Here is an 18403-nt window from a genome sequence, read left to right on the forward strand (position 1 = left end):
ATGCTCTAATCGGGAAACACAAAAAAAATCCTTGCATAACCCAGGCAAACAATCCTTTATTAGCAGAAAAAGGTATGCACAAATCCAATACCTGAGGAGCAGAGAACAACACCATGCTGGGAGCCATCGGTGGCGATATAATCGGCTCGGTCTATGAACGTAGCCCCATCAAAAGCAAGGATTTTCCGCTTTTTCATCCCCATTGCACCTTCACCGATGATACCGTGCTCACAGTGGCCGTTGCCGACGCAATCCTCCACCATCGCTCTTATCTGCAGGCCGTGTACTCCATGGGTAACAGGTATCCCCATGCGGGCTACGGCGGCACCTTCAGGCAATGGCTTTGCGCAAAGACGCCCCTTCCCTATAACAGCTGGGGCAACGGCTCGGCCATGCGAGTCAGTCCGGTGGGGCATGCCTTCTCCACGGCAGAGGAGGTGCTGGCCGAGGCTGAAAAAAGTGCGGCTATCTCGCATAATCATCAGGAAGGAATCAAGGGCGCCCAGGCTGTTGCCCTCACTGTCTTCCTTGCCAGAGAAGGTGTGAAAAAAGCGGCCATCAGAAAACGGATCAGCGATACCTTCGGCTACGACCTTGCCCGGACAGTGGATGATATCAGGCCGAGTTATGCCTTTGACGTTTCATGCCAGGGCTCGGTGCCCGAGGCAATTATCGCTTTTCTTGACGCCGAATCATATGAAGATGCCGTTCGCAACGCGGTCTCCCTCGGCGGTGACAGCGACACCCTTGCCTGTATGGCCGGAGCCATGGCAGAAGCATTTTACGACACCCTTCCCGAGGAAATTCAGGCACGCATTACCTCCATACTGCCGCCCGAATTGCTGACCATTGTACACCAGTTCTATCGGCGCTACCTTCCCTGCTTTCGGCTGTACACCCCTCAGCCTCCTCTCCCATGAATCAGGACAAGGCATTCACCGACTCCGGCAAGGGCGTCTCTATTACCCTCCTTTTTCATCCCCTGCTGCGCCCTCTGCTGGCAGGCCCGTACCGGCAAAAGGAATCCATCACCCGCACGCTCGGCCAGCACACATCGATAAAGGATGCCATTGAGGCCCTGGATGTTCCCCACACCGAGATAGGCCGGCTGTTGGTCAACGACAGCGAGGTTGGATTTTCCTATCGCCCGGCTGCAAAAAACCATATACAGGTGCTCCCCCCACCCCTTCCTGCTGATCCCTGCCGGGCGGCCAAAACAGCCCCGCAACCGCTCCCCTGCCTTCGTTTTCTTGTTGATGTCAACGTAGGCAAACTGTGCGGTTCCCTACGCATGCTGGGCATGGATACCCTCTATCACCCGCATCTCTCCGACAGTGCGTTGGCACAACTTGCTGCAAAAGAGCACTGTGTGGTCCTCAGCAGGGATCGGGGGCTGCTCAGACGCAAAATCATTACCCATGGACACCTGCTCCGTTCCCAGGACCCCATGGAGCAGCTGGCTGAGCTGATCTATTACTATGGTCTGGAACGTAGGATAGCCCCCTTCAGCCGCTGCATGCACTGTAATTCACTGCTCGCACCGGTTACCAAGACGCAGGTGGAGCACCGTCTTGAACCGTTGACCAAACAATACTACCAGGAATTTTCCCGCTGCCTCCAATGCGGCAAGGTGTACTGGGCTGGCTCTCATCGAATCGCCATGGAACAGAGCGTTGATGCCGCGTTGCAGTTGAGCCGAAATCAGTCGGCTATGGATCGACTTTTCTTTGACAAAACCGGCTAAAAGGAAAACCGGGACCGTCAAAGGACGACCCCGGAGAGTGAAGCGAGCGGACTTCTCTGAAACCTAGGCTGCAATGGATACGGTGGGACTGGCGGTACGCAGACGATGCTGAACGATGTCCTCAATAGTCAACACCTGCATGTCCTGTCTGTCGGCAAAAGAGGTTATTTCCGGCAGCCTTGCCATGGTTCCATCCGGATTAGTCAACTCACACAGCACCCCTGCCGGCTCCAAACCGGCCAATCGCATCAGGTCAACTGTTCCTTCGGTATGCCCTCTCCGCGTGAGGACCCCGCCCTCACTGGCGCGAAGGGGAAAAACATGCCCCGGTCTGCAGAGATCATTCGGTCCGCACTCTGCAGCGGTGGCCGCTTTGATGGTGGTAACCCTATCCGCGGCTGACACACCGGTCGTCACCCCCTCCCGGGCCTCGATGGAAACCGTGAATGCCGTGCGGTTGCGACTGGTATTGTCGGCGACCATTGGCGGCAGTCCAAGTTCATCGATCCGCTCTCCGGTCAAGCAGAGGCAAACAATCCCGGAACCCTCCCTGATCATCAGGGCCATCTGCTCGTCGGTGAGATACTGGGCGGAAAAGATCAGGTCCCCCTCATTTTCCCGGTCCTCATCGTCGACCAACAGCACCCCTTGGCCGGCGCGCAGAGCCGCCAATGCTGCATCCATTCGTTGTTGTGCATTGCCAAACTGAGCCATCAATGACTGATCCATGGTAGATACTTCTCCTTTTCGTTACCAAGATCAGGGCGCAGAGATAGATTGAAGCCTATTGGAACCAACAGGCCTATACGCAATACGGCATGACGCGTATCACGTTGCTACTCTCTTCCATCCGGACTGTCACCGTCGGCTCTGGAATCGCACCAGATCTGCTTGACCCTGTGCTCGAAGGCAGCAGGCGCTCGCGGGCTTTTCCGATACCGGAATCACCGCCGGTGGGGAATTTCACCCCGCCCTGAGAATAGTGTACGCATGCCCAGCCATTGACCGGCTGGCATGCTCCATTTTTTCCTGTCTTAGGGGAAATCGCAGACCAAACACTCCGGTAAGGCCTCCCCTCAGACAGCAAATATATATACCCGGTCGGTCTGTTTCGTCAAGCAGGAGGTGTGAGTTTTTGCACTACCCGTCCGTAAATGTATGGATGCTTCTTCGCGTGGCCATCGCTTCCACCATTGCCACTGGTCTGCTCCTTGTCTTCACAGCACCTTGCTTGTCTGCATTTTCTCCAACAGGCTTGCTTACCTCCAAGCTCATGAACACCATGCTTCCCACCAGCCGCGGCCTCAACGCGCTCTTTTCCCTGAGGAGATGAAAAAAGCGATACACTATGCTGATGGAAAAAATTCAGATGCAATACAGGGCTGCTCTGGTTTAGGATTGAACATGTATTATCCTGATTCATCATTTTTACATGCTGCCCCATCATTCACCATGCTGCGATCCAGGGTGCAGCGGCGAGAGGTAATCTGCCTGACCAACCACTGCAAAAGGATTTTACCCAATGAAATATCTTCACCTGATGACCGCCTGTTTTCTTCTGACAGTCCTCTTGTGCCTATGCATTGACCCTGTCTCTGCAGCAGCGCCAGCAGGGGCCGCAACCCCGGAATTCCCCATGCAGCTGCAAAGCTACAATGATGCCGACATGGGCGGCATCGTCGACCGACTGATTCACCGGGTAAAGATCAAGCCATTCAACCTTGTCGCCACGTTGATCTTTTTCCTGGCCATTGCGCACACCTTCATGTCCTCACGGTTCATGTCCATTGCCCACCGGCTGGAACATGAACATGAGGAAAAAAGGGAGCGCGGCGAGGTGCCGAGAAAGTCGGTATCCCACCGTGCCGAACTGTACCACTTCCTGGGCGAGGTGGAGGCAATTTTCGGCATCTGGGCCATTGCCCTGGGAGTGGCTATCGTCCTTTTTTTCGATTGGTCAACCCTCAAGAGCTACCTGGTAAACCAGGTTAACTACACCGAACCGCTTTTCGTCGTTGTGGTCATGACGCTGGCTGCAACCCGCCCCATCCTCAAACTCTCTGAACAGGTAATGGAAAAAATCGCCGGGTTGTTTGGCGGTACCCTGGTGTGCTGGTGGTTGACCATCCTCACCGCTGGCCCACTGCTGGGATCACTGATTACCGAACCTGCGGCTATGACCATTTCCGCATTACTTCTGGCGAGAAAGTTTTATGACCTGGAACCACCAGAGTCGTTCAAATATGCGACCCTGGGACTGTTGTTTGTCAACATCTCAGTCGGCGGCACCATGACGCATTTTGCCGCCCCGCCTGTACTCATGGTCGCCAGTCCTTGGGACTGGGGCACGCTGCACATGCTCACCCATTTCGGCTGGAAGGCGCTCTTGGGCATTCTTGTTGCCAATGGGTGCTACTACCTGGTTTTTCGACGAACCATGGCCAGCCTGTCCGAATCTTTTGAGTTGCGTCGCCTGAAAGAAGATATCCGCAAAAAACATCTCTGCCGCGACGAGATGGAAACCATGGTCGAGACGATAGCCCCGAAGGTGACTGAAGAGTTGCAGTTCCACAAAAAAATCGATGAGCAGGTTGCCGAGGTGTCTAAGCGAATTCTTGAGGAACTGGAACCTCACTATCTGGAAAAGGTCACTGCCTCAGGGGTAAACCCCGAGTTGGCTCACAAAGCCTTTGAGCGACGTTTTGAAGAGGTCAAAGTGGCCAAGCTTCGCCAGACCTTTCCCGTCATACTGCCTGAATCCCAGCGCGCCCCTTATCGAGATCCCGATTGGGACAACAGGGAAGATCCGGTTCCAGGCTGGGTAACCCTTATCCATATTTTCTTCATGGGGTGGACCATCTTCAACGCCCATTACCCGGTGCTGTTTATTCCGGGCTTGCTCTTCTTTCTCGGTTTTGCACAGGTCACGGCTCCCTACCAGAACCGAATCAACCTCAAACCGCCGCTGCTGGTCGGTTTTTTTCTGGGCGGACTCGTCATCCACGGAGGGGTCCAGGGGTGGTGGATTGAGCCGGTGCTGAGCAGCCTTTCTGACATCCCGCTGATGCTGGGGGCGACCATTCTCACAGCCTTCAACGACAATGCGGCCATTACGTTTCTCAGCACCCTGGTCCCGAATTTTACCGACAACCTCAAATACGCTGTGGTGGCTGGTGCGGTGGCCGGGGGAGGTCTGACCGTGATCGCCAATGCTCCCAACCCGGCGGGCCAGGCATTACTCAAAGGATACTTCAAGGATGGGGTTTCTCCCGTGGGGCTGTTAGCCGGTGCCCTGGTACCGACGGTGATCGTGTGGAGTGCGTTTCTCTTCCTGTAGGAGCCCTGCGCATTTTCGTACTCGTTAGGCATGAGCGTTGAAAAGCACAGCACCCCACGGCCATCTTCTTTTCAGTTGAAACAGGCGGGGACGCTCCTTGGTCAGAAAGGAAAATCCCCGCTGTGATCCACCTCGGCATCAACCTGCTGCACAATCGGCTTTTTTGCCACTTTATGAACAGGGTTGCCATCTACAAAAATCGCCTTGTACGGTTTGGTCGGGCAGGCGTGCTCGCACCCGCCGCAACCGATGCACAATTCAGCGGTGATCTCTGGAATACCCAGCGGCTTGTTCAACGGATTGGCATAGGGAGCCAGGGTAACCGCCTTGGTCGGACAGTGTTCGGAGCAGGCGCCGCAGGCAGTATTGTCGGTATAGACCACACAGTTTTCCCGAATAAACCTGACAACGCCTATCTGGGTCAGTTTCTTGGCCTCCATTCCCAGTGCACGCAGCGCCCCTGTCGGACAGATCTGCGTGCAGCGGGTACACTCATAGGTACAGTGTCCACCACGATAGTTCATCCGCGGCAGCATCAGACCGGAGAGGCCATATTCCAGTAATGAGGGAAGCAGGACCTGGGTGGGGCAGGCACTCACGCACAGGTGGCAGGCTGTGCAGGTCGCGAAAAAACGATCTGTGCCACCAGAACCTGGCGGAGTAATCGGATTAGTTCTCACCACCGGGACCGTGGTCGGCTTGCTTTGCACAACGGCCGCTCCAGGAGCCCTGGCCTCGACAATGGCTGCCGTTCCAAGAAGGCACCCGCCTGAATAGGCAAGAAAATTTCGCCGTCCTCGATCAGCGGGTTGCATGAACCGACGGCTTCTCCAACGCGGCGCAAAACCTATCGCCTCGGTGGCACAGACCGAAATACAGTTACAGCAGCCCACACACCGACTCATATCCACCGTAGAATGCACCGTATCAATGCACTCTGCCTTACACAGAGATGCACAGCGTCCGCAGCCGGTGCATGCGTCAATATCTATGGTTACCGGAAAAAGGGCTTGTTTTGCCACCAGCCCCAGCAAAGTGCCTACCGGACAGAGCGTGTTGCAGTATAATCGTCCGCGCCTTGCAGCAAGCAGCAAAAGCAGCAACAGTGTTGCGGTGGCCACACCGATGGAAAAAGGCGCCACCGCTATCCATTGCTCACGGGAGAGGGTGTAGGTGCCATGGGGTTCAAGCAGTGCGGCCCCTGCATTATTGGCAGCCAGAACCAACGGACGGAAGAGATTGGTGAATATGCGCCCGGAACTGCTGAATGGATCAAGCAGGTGCACGAGGAGGCCATTGCCGACAACAAGCAACAGCATAAGGGTTAACAAGAAAACAGCATAGCGCAGCAGTGTGCTCGGTCGATGGAACCGAAAACCACGGCTCGCACGCCCTCGCACCGCGGCGTAGCGAAATATATCCTGCAGGGTGCCAAGCGGGCAGACTGTCGAACAGTAAACCCGACCAACCCCGGCGGTGACGAGCAGCACCACGACAAATCCCGCTGCGCCCAGAGTTGCGGTGTGTACAAAGGAGAACAGCGAAGGAACAAACTGCAGATACAGAACCATTCCGGAGATGGCAGGCATGAGCGTGTGCCTGAAATCCAGAAACACCGCCGCAACCAGCACAAAAAGCACCACCGAGACAACAACCCGCACCACTTTGAGCCGTTTCAAGCGCATGAACTATAGCCGAATGCGTTCAATCGACAGATCAGCAAGATTCATCTGCCCCAGCTGCATGTCATTGGCAAGCTGGATGTAGCGGATAGCAGAGGGTTCCATGCCGAAAATCCTTGTGGCCGCGGCATCGGCTGCAACCGGATCAGGGGAAACAATCAAAGATTTCATCGTTACCACATCCGCAGCGGAAATGCCGCGCGGACCGTTTTGCTTGAGCACATTGTAGGCATCGACCACCGTGAGGGTGGGTTTGCGATAGAGGAGAAAATCGGCAATACATTGATGCAGATCGTTTCGATGGTAGTACCAGCGATCCCATACAACCCCCATCAGGTTTTTCATGCCGATGGTGAGCTGGGTAGAAGCGTGGTGCTTCAACACCGGCACATTGATAAAAACATCGGTGTCCAGCAGTACTTCATGCACCATGGTTTCTGCAAGCCGCTTTCCATACGGCACGGTTACCCGTTGATAGTACCCCTCGTTATTGCCCGGAACCATCTTCCCCCCAGCATCTTTCACCGCCCTCTCGATGCCGGAGTTCCTGTAGCATCTGGCCCAGGCGTCACAGGTATGGTCGAGCACAAAGACTTCCGCTGCCCCTGCACGGAGACAATGCTCAACGATTCGGCCGACTAATTGCGGGTGGGTATTGCCGGCTCTGTCCGGGGCCACATCCCAGCCGATGTTCGGCTTTACCAGGACCCTCCCGCCCTTGGCCACGAACGCGTTCATGCCGCCAAAGGCTTTTATCGCTTTATCAAACATGGCTCCCGGCTCCCCGCCCTTTACAGCTACCAGGTCAAAGGGCGTGATGGTCGCTTCCGGTGCAGCCAGGACATGGGTGTAACTGCCCCATGCCAGCGAAGACCCTGCAGCGATACCGGTACCAATCATTTTTTTTAAGAAAAGACGTCTATTCATGATCTCCTCCTTGGTTCTGCCGAGATGCCCTCTGAAGAAGGCGCAATGGGAAAAAGATCTGATCAACAAGAGCAACAGGCATTCTTTTCGATGCTATCTTCTTAACCTTACGACCAGAACTATACTATACTGTCGAAAGGCGTGAATGACTATGAAGTTTTTTGAAGACTGGCGGAAGACACCATCAACCGGCGTATGGATAACCAGGAGAGACAGGATCAAGGGAGGAGAACCCTGCAGCGAATCGTGAGGGGAGAGGCGATAACTGCCACCCGCAGCCCCATTGACAGTAACGAGATATTGTTTGTGTAGCGGCGACGATACCCTTGCCACCTCCCCTCTTGCCCGTCAATCGGGAGATACGGGTAAGCGGGGTGGTTCTGGTATGCGGATGCCGTGCCGCTGATAGGTCGCAACGATATTAGCCATCATTGCCTGCAACCCGTATTTTTCGGCAATGGCCTGCCTCTGGGCCGCGACCTGTTCCTCATTGCGCTCAAGATGTTGTGCCATACGCTTGAGTCCTTCACATGCAGAGGCCACATCATTGTAGTCAACAACGGTATACCTGCTGACGACATCCAATGGCTCCATCAGTGAGGGAACTCTGCATAACAGAACCGGCAGGCCGTACAATAGCCCCTGAACAAAAGACTGGGCGATGCCCTCGCTTTCGTAGGAGGAAAAAAAGACAAGATCAAATGCAGAAAAGAATTTTTCCGGATGTTCCTGGTGCCCGGCGAAGATGACCCGATCACGTATGCCAGCCGCATCAACCATAGCTTCCAGGGCCGGCAGTTCTCCTCCGCCGCCGACAATCATGAACTTATACTGGCGGGGCATGGCAGCCGCCGTCTTAATGATAAAGGGGTGCCCCTTGTAATGCCGCAAAAAGGCCACATTGCCGACCAAGATATCCTCCTCGCCAATGCCATATTGATCGCGAACTTCTTTCCGGTCCTGTGCTGAATAGCAAAACCGCTGTTCATCAATACCGGTTGACTGCACCACGATACGGGAAGCCTTTACGCCCTGATCGATTAATTGCTGACGAATGGATTCACTGCAGGCAAAAATCACATGCGGAAACGCATTGTAACTCAAGGCTGAGGAAATCGGGGCAAGCACATGTCTGGTCCGGGTCACCAACGGCACCTTGCACAGCCTGGAGGCAAATCCAGCCATCCATGAATCTTCTGATGAATGGGTATTGATGATGTCCGGGCGAATTTTCCGCAGCACCCGAAAAAGGGCCGCCCAGGAGCTGAGACTGAATTTTGATGAAAAAGCCACCGGATAGACGGGAATGCCCTCTTCTCTGCCGCGACGAGCTAGCTCACTATCATCGGGAACAATCAGCCCGGTAGCAAAACCCAGTTTACCTATCTCCCTGAGTTCGGTCAGGATCCGTATCTCCTGTCCTCCGTATGATCGAGACCAATCGGTATGTACAACTACTGTTTTTTTATCCATGCTGCCCATTTTCCTGATTACCACTCAAATTCACCCCTGTACAACCCAACCCACGAACAACCATGCACATGGGCCGATGCTACTGGCCTGTCCCATTCCATTGACGGAAAGGAGCGGAGCGTTGCTGCTTATCGCGGGTATTCATACACTCACTCTACCTCAAAGGGCTGTACAGCCCTACCCTTTCTTCCACCATGTGCCAGCACTTGACCATTTCCACCCATAGCCCGAATTTATCATCAATCAAGTTTTTCGCAAATCAAGACGCAGGTCCTGCCGCAGGTAAGCGAAGACTCCGGTAGTAAACCTACCGCAAATGGTCTGCAACAAAGAATCTGCGGAAAAATCCGTTGACCCACAGGGTAGTTTTTTTTGATTATCGACATAAAACCAGATTGTTTTTTTGTCGATAATCAAAAAATTCATGAGAAATTCAGGATTGGGAAACCAGAGGTGTTATACTACGAGTCATCATTATACTAAATAATTAATTGAGCAAGGAACCGGGCAGGCTCTCCGGGAATGAGTCCCCCCGGTGTCAAAACAGAGCAAAGGGACCACAGGAGGGGCGTTGATGGTGTGGAAAATATTACTCTATACGTTGATCGGCTATATAACGCTCTTGGCAGCCCTTTTTCTCTTTCAGCGCAAGCTGCTCTACCTTCCCGACAATTTTCGACCTTCAAAAGCGGACCTTGCCAGGGAGCGGCTGACCTATTGGCCATCCACTGCCCACTATCGGGGATTTGTTGCTCCGGCACAGACGGCTGCCCCCCAGGGAACCATTGTCCTTTTCCATGGTAATGCCGGAGCAGCCTTTCACCGGAGTTTTTATATCCCTGCACTATCGCAGTTTGGTATGCGAATACTTCTGGCAGAATACCCGGGGTATGGCGGTCGTCCAGGCCGCCCGAGTGAACAAGTTCTGGTTGAGGACGCAATAACAACCGTTGAACTGGCCTACCAACAATACGGTGCCCCCCTCTATCTGTGGGGGGAGTCGCTTGGATGCGGAGTTGTTTCCAGCGTGGTCAGGCAAACAACGGTACCGCTGAAGGGCGTGGTGCTGTTCTTACCTTGGGACTCCCTGCCGGCGGTGGCACAAACCCATTACTGGTTTTTTCCTGCTCGCTGGCTGGTACTCGACACCTACAATAACATGGAGAATCTGCAGCAGTATACAGGACGGATAGCCGTGCTCTTGGCGGAGCAGGATGAAGTGATCCCTGTTCGGCATGGCATGAAGCTCTACGAGTCCATCAGCACCGACAAGCGACTCTGGATATTTCAGCAAACACGACATAATGAAGTCCCAATTCAACCTGAACTGCCATGGTGGCAGGAGGTGGCTGCCTATCTTACCGAGTAAGGAAAAACACCATTTCACTTTTAAGCGGCTGTCGCTCTGCACCTGCTGCCACACACCAGCAGCTTGATCAAAAGAGGAAATTTTGGCTTCCTGTTGTTCCTTGCATTATACTGTGAAAGGAGAGATGGCCCACACGCAACAGCACAATTCTACATACCAGCTCTTTTCAGCAACGTACTGAACTGATGGAAAATAAGGAGAGGAACTGACCTTGGCCTTCACGATTGGCAATTTTTTTGTTCAAGAGATTCGGTTCGGCACCTATACGTCCTACAAACAAGGGGTGCTGACCATCGATAAAAGCAAAGCGCTAGATGCTGTCTACGAAGATGACCATATAACCGAAGCAGATCTTTATCTTGTCCGACCGGGTGAGGATGTTCGGTTAGTACCTGTCAAAGATGCTGTTGAACCTCGGGTTAAAGTTGAGGGTGCACCGCTTTTCCCCGGGATCACGGGGAACGTGATACCATGCGGCGAGGGGGTTATCCATGCTCTTAAAGGATGTAGCGTTGTCGTAGTCGGACAACAATGGGGCGGGTATCAGGACGGTATAATTGATATGGGGGGTGAAGGAGCAAAATACACCTATTTTTCTCAACTTCGCAACATTGTTCTCGTTGCAGATACGGACGAAGTGTTTGAACAAAGAGAACTTCAAAAGAAGAACCGTGCCTTGCGCCGAGCCGGCTTGCGGCTGGCAGAATATATAGGTTCCGCGGTAAAGACCATGGACCCGGAAGACCTGGAAGAATACGAGATGGTGCCTGTTGCCGACAGTATACAGCGGTTGCCGAATGTTGCCTTGGTGCTGCAGGTCCAGTCCCAGATGGAAAAACCTGGGTACAACACCTTGTGCTATGGCTGGGACTGCAATCACATGCTCCCCACGTTCATCAACCCCACTGAAATCCTTGACGGTGCAATGGTTTCAGGCAGCTTCATGCCAAGTTCCTCCAAATGGTCGACCTATGATTATCAAAATTTTCCTATGATTAAACGTCTGTACCAAGAACATGGCAGTACATTGAATTTTATCGGCGTTATACTCTCCAATCTCAATGTCGACTCTGAACAAAAGGAACGATCCACGTTGTTTGTCGTCAATATAGCCAAAACATTAGGAATTGACGCCGCCGTTGTAGCGGAAGAGGGATATGGAAATCCAGATACCGATTTTACCTCCTGCATTGTCGCCCTGGAAGAAGCGGGAATAACAACCGTGGGGTTGACCAATGAATGTTCCGGACAAGACGGGCGGAGTCAGCCGCTGGTCTATATGCACGAAAAGGCAGATGCCATTGTTTCTTGTGGCAATGTATCCGAGTTGATCGAGTTACCGCCTGCAAAAGTTGTTTTAGGTGATATACAGGCGCTCGCAAGAGACGGAATGTCCGGCGGCTGGTCGAATGACGAATTACTGGGCCCTTCCGTCAGGCCGGACGGTTCAATCATCATGGAAAACAATTCCATGTTCTGCGGTGACCAGGTTGTTGGCTGGTCAACAAAAACAGTGAAAGAGTTTTGAGGGTATGAGCCATGAAAAAAGCGATCGTATACCTGAATCAGTTTTTTGGCCAGATCGGTGGTGAAGGCAGCGCATATCATCAGCCTGAGATCAAAGAAGGGGGAATTGGCCCAGCCGTGGAGCTGAATCGGCGATTGCAACATGCCGAGGTAACCCATACCGTGGTATGTGGTGATAACTATATAGCGGAAAATGAGGAGCAAGCCGTAAAACAGATAGTAGCACTGCTTGCTGATAAAAAGTTTGATATTTTCATTGCCGGACCGGCTTTCAAGGCGGGACGATACGGGCTTGCATGCGGAGCCGTCAGTAAAGCTGTTCATAATACGTTCTCAGTTCCAGTGATAACCTCCATGCACGCCGAAAATCCCGGTGTGGAAATGTATAAAAAGGATTTGCTCATCTTTTCCGGTGGGGAAAGTGTCATCGCCATGGACGAAGATCTCGGCAAGCTCGCCGTGTCTGCGGATAAAATCCTGACAAATCAACCGCTGGGAACAGCAGAGGAAGAAGGGTATCATGCCTCCGGTAACCGCCATCAAATCTGGAGAGACGATAGAATGTGTGCGGCTGATCGGGTTGTCGACATGTTGCTGAAAAAAATCAATGGCCATCCTTTTGCGTCGGAATTGCCCATTCCTGCGATAGCTACAGTTCCTATTGCCTCACCGTTATCGGACCTGGCAACAGCACGAATCGCTGTGCTGACCTCTGGTGGGGTGGTTCCTGTGGATAATCCGGATCATATACGATCAGCTTCGGCAACGCGATGGGGTAAATACAGCATTGAGGGAATGGAACGCCTGGAAGCAGGTATGTTCAAAACCATCCATGGAGGCTATGATCCGACGGTAATAGACAGAGACCCCAATATATGTGTGCCGATTGATGCGTTAAGGACCTATGAGGCAGAAGGGAAGATAGGACATCTGTATGAATTCTTTTATTCAACAGTAGGAACCGGTGTTACCCAGAGTGATGCCGCCCGAATGGGCAGAGAAATAGCAAACGATCTGCTTTCTGCCGGCGTAGATGGAGCAATAATGGTTTCTACATGAGGGACCTGTACTCGTTGCGGCGCAACGATGGTCAAGGAAGTTGAGCGGGTCGGCATCCCAGTCGTGCTCATGGCGAATTTGGTTTGCGTGGCAATAAATATCGGAGCAAACAGAATAGTTCCCACTCTTTCTATACCCCATCCACTGGGAGATCCGAATACCTCGGAAAAAGAGCAATGGAAAGTGAGACACCATAGGGTAGGTGTTGCCTTGCAAGGATTAATAACCGATATTCAACAGCAGACAGTGTTTGAGGTTTAACTCTATCGCCCCAGGGAGAAGAGCAGGAATTCTTCTTGAAAACCTCGGAGGCGAGGAGAAGGTTTTTCCTCTTTGCAACAGATAATAGGCGCCTCTCCTCCACACCACCTCACACTTACTCTGCAAAAGACTGCATCGAGGTATCCCATCGCTACCAACTAAAAAAAGGAGGTAAGCCGTTATGGCTTACCTCCTTGATATAACTGGCGCGCCAGGGAGGATTCGAACCCCCGGCCCACGGCTTAGAAGGCCGTTGCTCTATCCAACTGAGCTACTGGCGCACAATTTTTTCGCGAGCACTGTACCGAGGAACGACAAAGAAAGCAAGAAGTATAGAAAAGCGGGTGTGCCCTTCCCCGATTTTCCGGTGCCCGGCCCGGCAGTTACTCGTTATCCTTTTTCCCCCACACCGTGCCGGCAGCGCTGTCCTGCACAGTAACACCTTTTTCCAGAAGCTGATCCCGCACAGAGTCTGCCGCGGTCCAATCTTTGAGTTGCCTTGCCCGTTCACGCTGACGGATCAGCCGATCGATTTCCGGAGTTATCGGACACTGTTCCAGTTCCATTATTCCCAGGACCCGGTTGATGGAACGTAAAATCTCCAGGATATCGTTCTTCTGCTCCTGATCAAGGTGGCTGGTGTGAAGAATCGGGTTTACCTTTTTAATAAAATCAAACAGGCCGCCAATGGCACCCGAGACATTCAGGTCGTCATCCATGGATGCAGTGAATCGCTCTTCAAGTGCCGAGATAAAGGTGGCCACCTGGGGGTGGGGTAAGCCGGCCGGCAGACAAAGCAGCTTACGGGTAAAGGCATCAATGCGCTTAAGCGAGGAGACAGCGCTCTCCAGTCGCTTATAGGAAAACTGCAGTGGTTTGCGGTAATGCACGCTCAGCAGCAGCAAGCGCAACTCCCTGCCGCCAAATCCCTTATCAACAATCTCCTGGACCGTTACCAGGTTGCCGGCATCTGCAGACATCTTTCGCCCGTCGCGAAGCAGTAGCCCGGAGTGGAGCCAATAATTGGCTAAAGGCTTGCCAGTCAGGGCCTCGGCAATGGCGATTTCATTTTCGTGATGGGGGAAAACCAGATCCTGGCTTGCAGTATGGATGTCAATGGTCTCTCCCAGGTATCGGGTCGACATGGCCGAGCACTCGATGTGCCAGCCCGGGCGGACATTGCCCCAGTCAGTCTCGAAAAAAATCCCCTTTTTCAACTCAGCCAGCGTAGAACGCTTGAGCAGGGTGAAGTCACGGGGGTTGTCCTTTTCGTAGTTATCCAGGTCTACCGTCGTTCCTACCTTGATCTTGCTCAGGTCGGCACCGGACAGTCTGCCATAGTTTTTAAATTTCGATATATCGAAATAGATGGAGCCATGCTTTTCGTAGGCATATCCTTTATGCAAGAGCTCATGGGTAATCTCAATCATATCGCCGACATGTTCCGAGGCAAGCGGATAGCCGGCAGCCTTTTCTACGCCGAGCAGGGCCGCTGCCTGATGGAACTGTTCAATGAATTCGCCGGTAAAGGTCTTGAGTTCCTTTCCTGCCTTTTCTGCCCCGGCAATGGTATTGTCGTCCAGATCGGTGAAATTCATGTACGACTCCACCGTATACCCTCGAAAGCGGAGATAACGGGCAATCACGTCGGTAACAACAAAGCGCCGCAGGTGGGCAACGTTGGGTGATTCATAGGCGGTAGGACCGCAGGCATAGAGGGTCACGCGCTCCTTGTTGACCGGTTCAAAGACCTCTTTTTTGCGGGTCATGGTATTGTACAGCCTGAGGCGGGACGCCTTTTCCGGGGTTTTTTCCTGCGGGGCAAAAAGCGGGGTGCTCAGGTAACGCTCACCACCATCGGGGAGGATAACGACAATATATCCGCTATCTATACTGCGGGCCAATTCAATAGCGGCATAAGCCGCTGCCCCGCTGCTCATCCCGGCAAATATGCCCTCTTCAGCCGCCAACCGGCGGACTGTGGCAAAAGCGTCTTCATCGGCTACGTGAACGATAGCATGAGGAGCAGTCTTGTCAAAAATTCCCGGACGATAGGACTCCTTCATGTTCTTGAGTCCCTGGATCTTATGCCCCAGGTAGGGCTCCATGGCCACCACCTGCACATCAGGGTGGTACTCCCGAAACCATTTGGAAAGTCCCATGGCAGTACCGGAAGTACCGAGAGTAGCGACGACATGGGTAACCCGTCCCCCGGTCTGCTCCCAGATTTCTGGAGCAGTGGAATTGTAATGCGCCTGCCAGTTGGCAGGGTTGTTGAATTGATCAACCAGATAGTAGAGGTCGGGGTACTCGCGGGCCAAAGCATAGGCTTTTTCAATGGCACCGTCGGTCTTGCGCTTGGCCGGGGTCAGGATAATCTCGGCACCGTAGGCCTGCATAATCATCCGACGCTCTATGGAGGCGGACTCCGGCATGATCAGCTGGCACCGGTATTTTTTCGCCGCACACACCATGGACATCCCGATACCGGTGTTGCCGCTGGTGGCCTCAAGCAGAATCTTGTCCCGGGTAAGCTCCCCGCTTCGCTCGGCCGCTTCCACCATGGACAGGGCGACTCGATCCTTGATGGAACCGCCAGGATTACGCGATTCGAGCTTGCCGAAGAGCTGCACCCCTTCCACCGGTGATAAACCGGACAGATCAACAAGCGGGGTATTGCCGATTAATTCTGTTATTTTCATATGTATCTACCCTACAACACTCAGGCTACGGTTACCCAAATATTCTTTACGGCCCGATGTTCAGTGGCCAGTGCTTTTCCTGGATTCCCACAGAGCGCCCTGAAATATTTCCTCTCTGCCAGCGCTATCTACTCCGCGCGGTGGTGAAGGTATATGACCGTGCAAGAAAATCCCATTCACCATTTTTTTTGGGGAATTATTTATTTGAAGCATCTTCCTCTTCCCCGTTTTCAGCATATGCCTGCCATAGACGATGCAATGCTTGCTGACACTCTTCATTGCCCACATGAGACACCATGTCCACAAACCGCTTTTCCTGTACTTTGTCAATGGGTTTTCCCTTTCGGGGAGTCGGTTGCGGTTGCTTTTTCGTTGCCAGAGGGTGGACCACAAAACGTACATCAGTAATTCGGGTATCAGGAAGTGCGCTCTGCACCCTGGCGAGCACATCCATTTTAATAAACTGCAGCTGCTGCATCCAAGCGGCATTCTCCACATACACCCAGAGCACATCGACGCGTACAAAGGCCGGATAAGAGGCCCCCCCCACGGCTGGTCCGGCAATGTGCTCCCAGTTGTGAGCAAGATGAAAAATCTCCCACTGGCGCTGCCACTGCCTGCCGCTGTATATTTTTTTCAGCTCCTTTATCCGCACCTTTCCTCATACCTTTTACTCAAAAGGGCTCCCCAATGTTGCTTCGAGGGTGCCATAAATTCTGTCTAGCTGGCTGGAGTATACCTGGTTTCCACCCTATGTTACAATCCTGAATCTGCAACGCCGCCCCAGGGGTACCAAAGGTTGAGGCAATCCCCCTTTCCGCAAAAGCGTCCCCTTGCTGCAGGAAAACAGGACAAAAAAAAGGACGGCCCTTTACAGGACCGTCCACGTGAAACCGGAGAGTAAACCAGCGACTAATAATTATCGAGGTAGTTCTGGAGTTCCCAGTCAGTGACTGCGGTGCGGAAGGAATCCCACTCTTTTTCCTTGCCTTCGGCATACTTTTCAAAGATATGCTCGCCAAGGGCTTCTTTGGAGATAGGGTTAGCCTTGAATTCTTCCACCGCTTCAATGAGGTTTGCGGGCAGGCTGTCGATACCGGCAGCTTCTTTTTCAGCCGGAGTCATTTCAAAGATATCAAGGTCAACGGATGGGGGTGCTTCCAGGTTATTCTTGACTCCATCCAGCCCAGCGCTGAGCATCATTGCAAAAGCGAGGTAAGGGTTGCACGATGGATCCGGACAGCGAACCTCGGTCCGTGTTCCCATGCCACGGGAGGCCGGGATACGAATGAGCGCAGAACGGTTGGAGGCGGACCAGGCAACGTACACAGGAGCCTCATAGCCGGCAACAAGGCGCTTGTAGGAGTTGACCAACGGGTTAGTCACTGCGACGAAGCTTTTGGCATTTTTGGCGATACCAGCAATATATTTATAGGCGATTTCGCTCAGCTCAAGCGGTCCGTTTTCATCATAGAAGGCATTGGTGCCGTCCAGGTTGAACAGTGACTGGTTGGTGTGCATGCCGGAGCCGTTGATTCCGAAAATCGGTTTCGGCATAAAGGTGGCGTGCAGGCCGAACTCAGAAGCAATAGAGCGTACAACCCACTTGTAGGTCATGGTATTGTCGGCAGCTGCCAGGGCATCGGCATACTTGAAGTTGATCTCATGCTGTCCCTCGGCAACCTCGTGATGGGACGCCTCAATTTCAAACCCCATTTCTTCCAGGGTCTCAATGATCTTCCGACGGCAGTTAATTCCGGAATCATCAGGATCAACATCAAAGTAACCGGCTACATCGTGGGTATCGGTGGTGGAGAAGCCTTCCTCATCCTTGTCGAACAGGAAGAATTCGCACTCGGTGCCCACGTTCATCGTGTAGCCCATTTCTTTGGCTTCGGCGATCACACGCTTGAGGTTAACCCGCGGGCAGCCTTCAAACGGGGTGCCGTCTGACTTGTATACATCGCAAATAATCCGGGCAGCATTACTTCCTCCCTGGTCGCGCCAGGGCAGTACGGTGAAGGTATCATAATCAGGCTTCAGATACATGTCGGACTCGTTGATCCGAACAAAACCATCGATGGAAGAACCATCAAACATCATCTGGCCATCAAGCGCCTTTTCGATCTGGCTCTTGGGAATAGCGACATTTTTCATAAAACCGAAAATGTCCACAAACTGCAGGCGGAAAAAATTGACATTCTTTTCCTCAATGATTTTCATTATTTCTTCGCGTGTCATCATTCATCTCCTTAAGGTTGGATGATTAAGTAAATGTATCCAGAGCATTCTGGATTATTTTCCACAATACACATTTCACGG

13 protein-coding genes, 1 tRNA gene and 1 riboswitch are annotated in these 18403 nt (G+C 52.8%); of the genes, 6 read left to right on the plus strand and 8 right to left on the minus strand.

The window, feature by feature from the left end; genetic code table 11:
• The first annotated feature begins 113 nt into the window (after positions 1–113).
• Entirely contained in the window at positions 114–920 is an 807-nt protein-coding gene (locus tag ACZ52Z_RS11810) for an ADP-ribosylglycohydrolase family protein (RefSeq protein ID WP_464266986.1), read from the plus strand.
• The gene (locus tag ACZ52Z_RS11815; protein ID WP_464266987.1) at positions 917–1744 is read left to right on the plus strand and encodes a Mut7-C RNAse domain-containing protein; all 828 of its coding nucleotides are present in this window, start codon (positions 917–919) and stop codon (positions 1742–1744) included. Before ACZ52Z_RS11810 ends, ACZ52Z_RS11815 begins: the two co-directional genes overlap by 4 nt.
• A 63-nt stretch (positions 1745–1807) precedes the next feature.
• Here ACZ52Z_RS11815 and ribB read toward each other — a convergent pair whose 3' ends face one another.
• Entirely contained in the window at positions 1808–2473 is a 666-nt protein-coding gene (gene ribB, locus ACZ52Z_RS11820; protein WP_464266988.1) for a 3,4-dihydroxy-2-butanone-4-phosphate synthase, read from the minus strand.
• Positions 2474–2578: 105 nt separating this feature from the next.
• Positions 2579–2729, minus strand: a riboswitch (FMN riboswitch).
• Between the two features lie 537 nt (positions 2730–3266).
• Here ribB and ACZ52Z_RS11825 point away from each other — a divergent pair.
• A complete protein-coding gene (locus ACZ52Z_RS11825) occupies positions 3267–5081 on the plus strand; it encodes a putative Na+/H+ antiporter (protein ID WP_464266989.1) in 1815 nt (604 codons plus the stop codon).
• A 101-nt stretch (positions 5082–5182) separates the two neighbouring features.
• Here ACZ52Z_RS11825 and ACZ52Z_RS11830 read toward each other — a convergent pair whose 3' ends face one another.
• From ACZ52Z_RS11830 to ACZ52Z_RS11840, 3 genes are all read right to left on the minus strand, one after another.
• A complete protein-coding gene (locus ACZ52Z_RS11830; protein WP_464266990.1) occupies positions 5183–6766 on the minus strand; it encodes a 4Fe-4S binding protein in 1584 nt (527 codons plus the stop codon).
• Positions 6767–6769: 3 nt separating this feature from the next.
• A complete protein-coding gene (locus ACZ52Z_RS11835; protein WP_464266991.1) occupies positions 6770–7690 on the minus strand; it encodes a DUF362 domain-containing protein in 921 nt (306 codons plus the stop codon).
• Between the two features lie 348 nt (positions 7691–8038).
• On the minus strand, positions 8039–9163 hold the full coding sequence (locus ACZ52Z_RS11840) for a glycosyltransferase (RefSeq protein ID WP_464266992.1): 1125 nt from the start codon (positions 9161–9163) through the stop codon (positions 8039–8041).
• Between the two features lie 574 nt (positions 9164–9737).
• Here ACZ52Z_RS11840 and ACZ52Z_RS11845 point away from each other — a divergent pair.
• The 3 genes from ACZ52Z_RS11845 (at position 9738) to ACZ52Z_RS11855 (ending at position 13379) form a co-directional block, all read left to right on the plus strand.
• Positions 9738–10532 (plus strand): alpha/beta hydrolase, encoded by a 795-nt coding sequence (locus ACZ52Z_RS11845; protein ID WP_464266993.1) that lies wholly within the window; start codon positions 9738–9740, stop codon positions 10530–10532.
• A 211-nt stretch (positions 10533–10743) separates the two neighbouring features.
• Positions 10744–12060, plus strand: coding sequence for a glycine/sarcosine/betaine reductase component B subunit (locus tag ACZ52Z_RS11850; protein WP_464266994.1), 1317 nt, complete (start codon positions 10744–10746; stop codon positions 12058–12060).
• Between the two features lie 11 nt (positions 12061–12071).
• Positions 12072–13379 carry a glycine/betaine/sarcosine/D-proline family reductase selenoprotein B gene (locus tag ACZ52Z_RS11855; RefSeq protein ID WP_464266995.1) on the plus strand — a complete coding sequence of 436 codons (1308 nt, stop codon included), beginning with the start codon at positions 12072–12074 and terminating at the stop codon, positions 13377–13379.
• 204 nt (positions 13380–13583) lie between these two features.
• Here ACZ52Z_RS11855 and ACZ52Z_RS11860 read toward each other — a convergent pair.
• From ACZ52Z_RS11860 to glnA, 4 genes are all read right to left on the minus strand, one after another.
• A tRNA-Arg gene (locus ACZ52Z_RS11860) sits at positions 13584–13660 on the minus strand.
• 102 nt (positions 13661–13762) lie between these two features.
• Positions 13763–16081 carry a cysteine--tRNA ligase gene (cysS, locus tag ACZ52Z_RS11865; protein WP_464266996.1) on the minus strand — a complete coding sequence of 773 codons (2319 nt, stop codon included), beginning with the start codon at positions 16079–16081 and terminating at the stop codon, positions 13763–13765.
• 196 nt (positions 16082–16277) lie between these two features.
• Entirely contained in the window at positions 16278–16736 is a 459-nt protein-coding gene (locus tag ACZ52Z_RS11870; RefSeq protein ID WP_464266997.1) for a DciA family protein, read from the minus strand.
• Between the two features lie 257 nt (positions 16737–16993).
• Entirely contained in the window at positions 16994–18322 is a 1329-nt protein-coding gene (gene glnA, locus ACZ52Z_RS11875) for a type I glutamate--ammonia ligase (protein WP_464270789.1), read from the minus strand.
• Positions 18323–18403: the final 81 nt, after the last annotated feature.

It is taken from the genome of Desulfogranum aggregans, from assembly GCF_055398265.1.

Coding starts and splice junctions, on each gene's coding strand:
- ACZ52Z_RS11845 (WP_464266993.1), top strand. CDS start 9,738: ATGGTGTGGAAAATATTACTCTATACGTTGATCGGCTATATAACGCTC.
- ACZ52Z_RS11830 (WP_464266990.1), bottom strand. CDS start 6,766: ATGCGCTTGAAACGGCTCAAAGTGGTGCGGGTTGTTGTCTCGGTGGTG.
- ACZ52Z_RS11810 (WP_464266986.1), top strand. CDS start 114: ATGCTGGGAGCCATCGGTGGCGATATAATCGGCTCGGTCTATGAACGT.
- ACZ52Z_RS11815 (WP_464266987.1), top strand. CDS start 917: ATGAATCAGGACAAGGCATTCACCGACTCCGGCAAGGGCGTCTCTATT.
- glnA (WP_464270789.1), bottom strand. CDS start 18,322: ATGACACGCGAAGAAATAATGAAAATCATTGAGGAAAAGAATGTCAAT.
- ACZ52Z_RS11825 (WP_464266989.1), top strand. CDS start 3,267: ATGAAATATCTTCACCTGATGACCGCCTGTTTTCTTCTGACAGTCCTC.
- ACZ52Z_RS11840 (WP_464266992.1), bottom strand. CDS start 9,163: ATGGATAAAAAAACAGTAGTTGTACATACCGATTGGTCTCGATCATAC.
- cysS (WP_464266996.1), bottom strand. CDS start 16,081: ATGAAAATAACAGAATTAATCGGCAATACCCCGCTTGTTGATCTGTCC.
- ribB (WP_464266988.1), bottom strand. CDS start 2,473: ATGGATCAGTCATTGATGGCTCAGTTTGGCAATGCACAACAACGAATG.
- ACZ52Z_RS11835 (WP_464266991.1), bottom strand. CDS start 7,690: ATGAATAGACGTCTTTTCTTAAAAAAAATGATTGGTACCGGTATCGCT.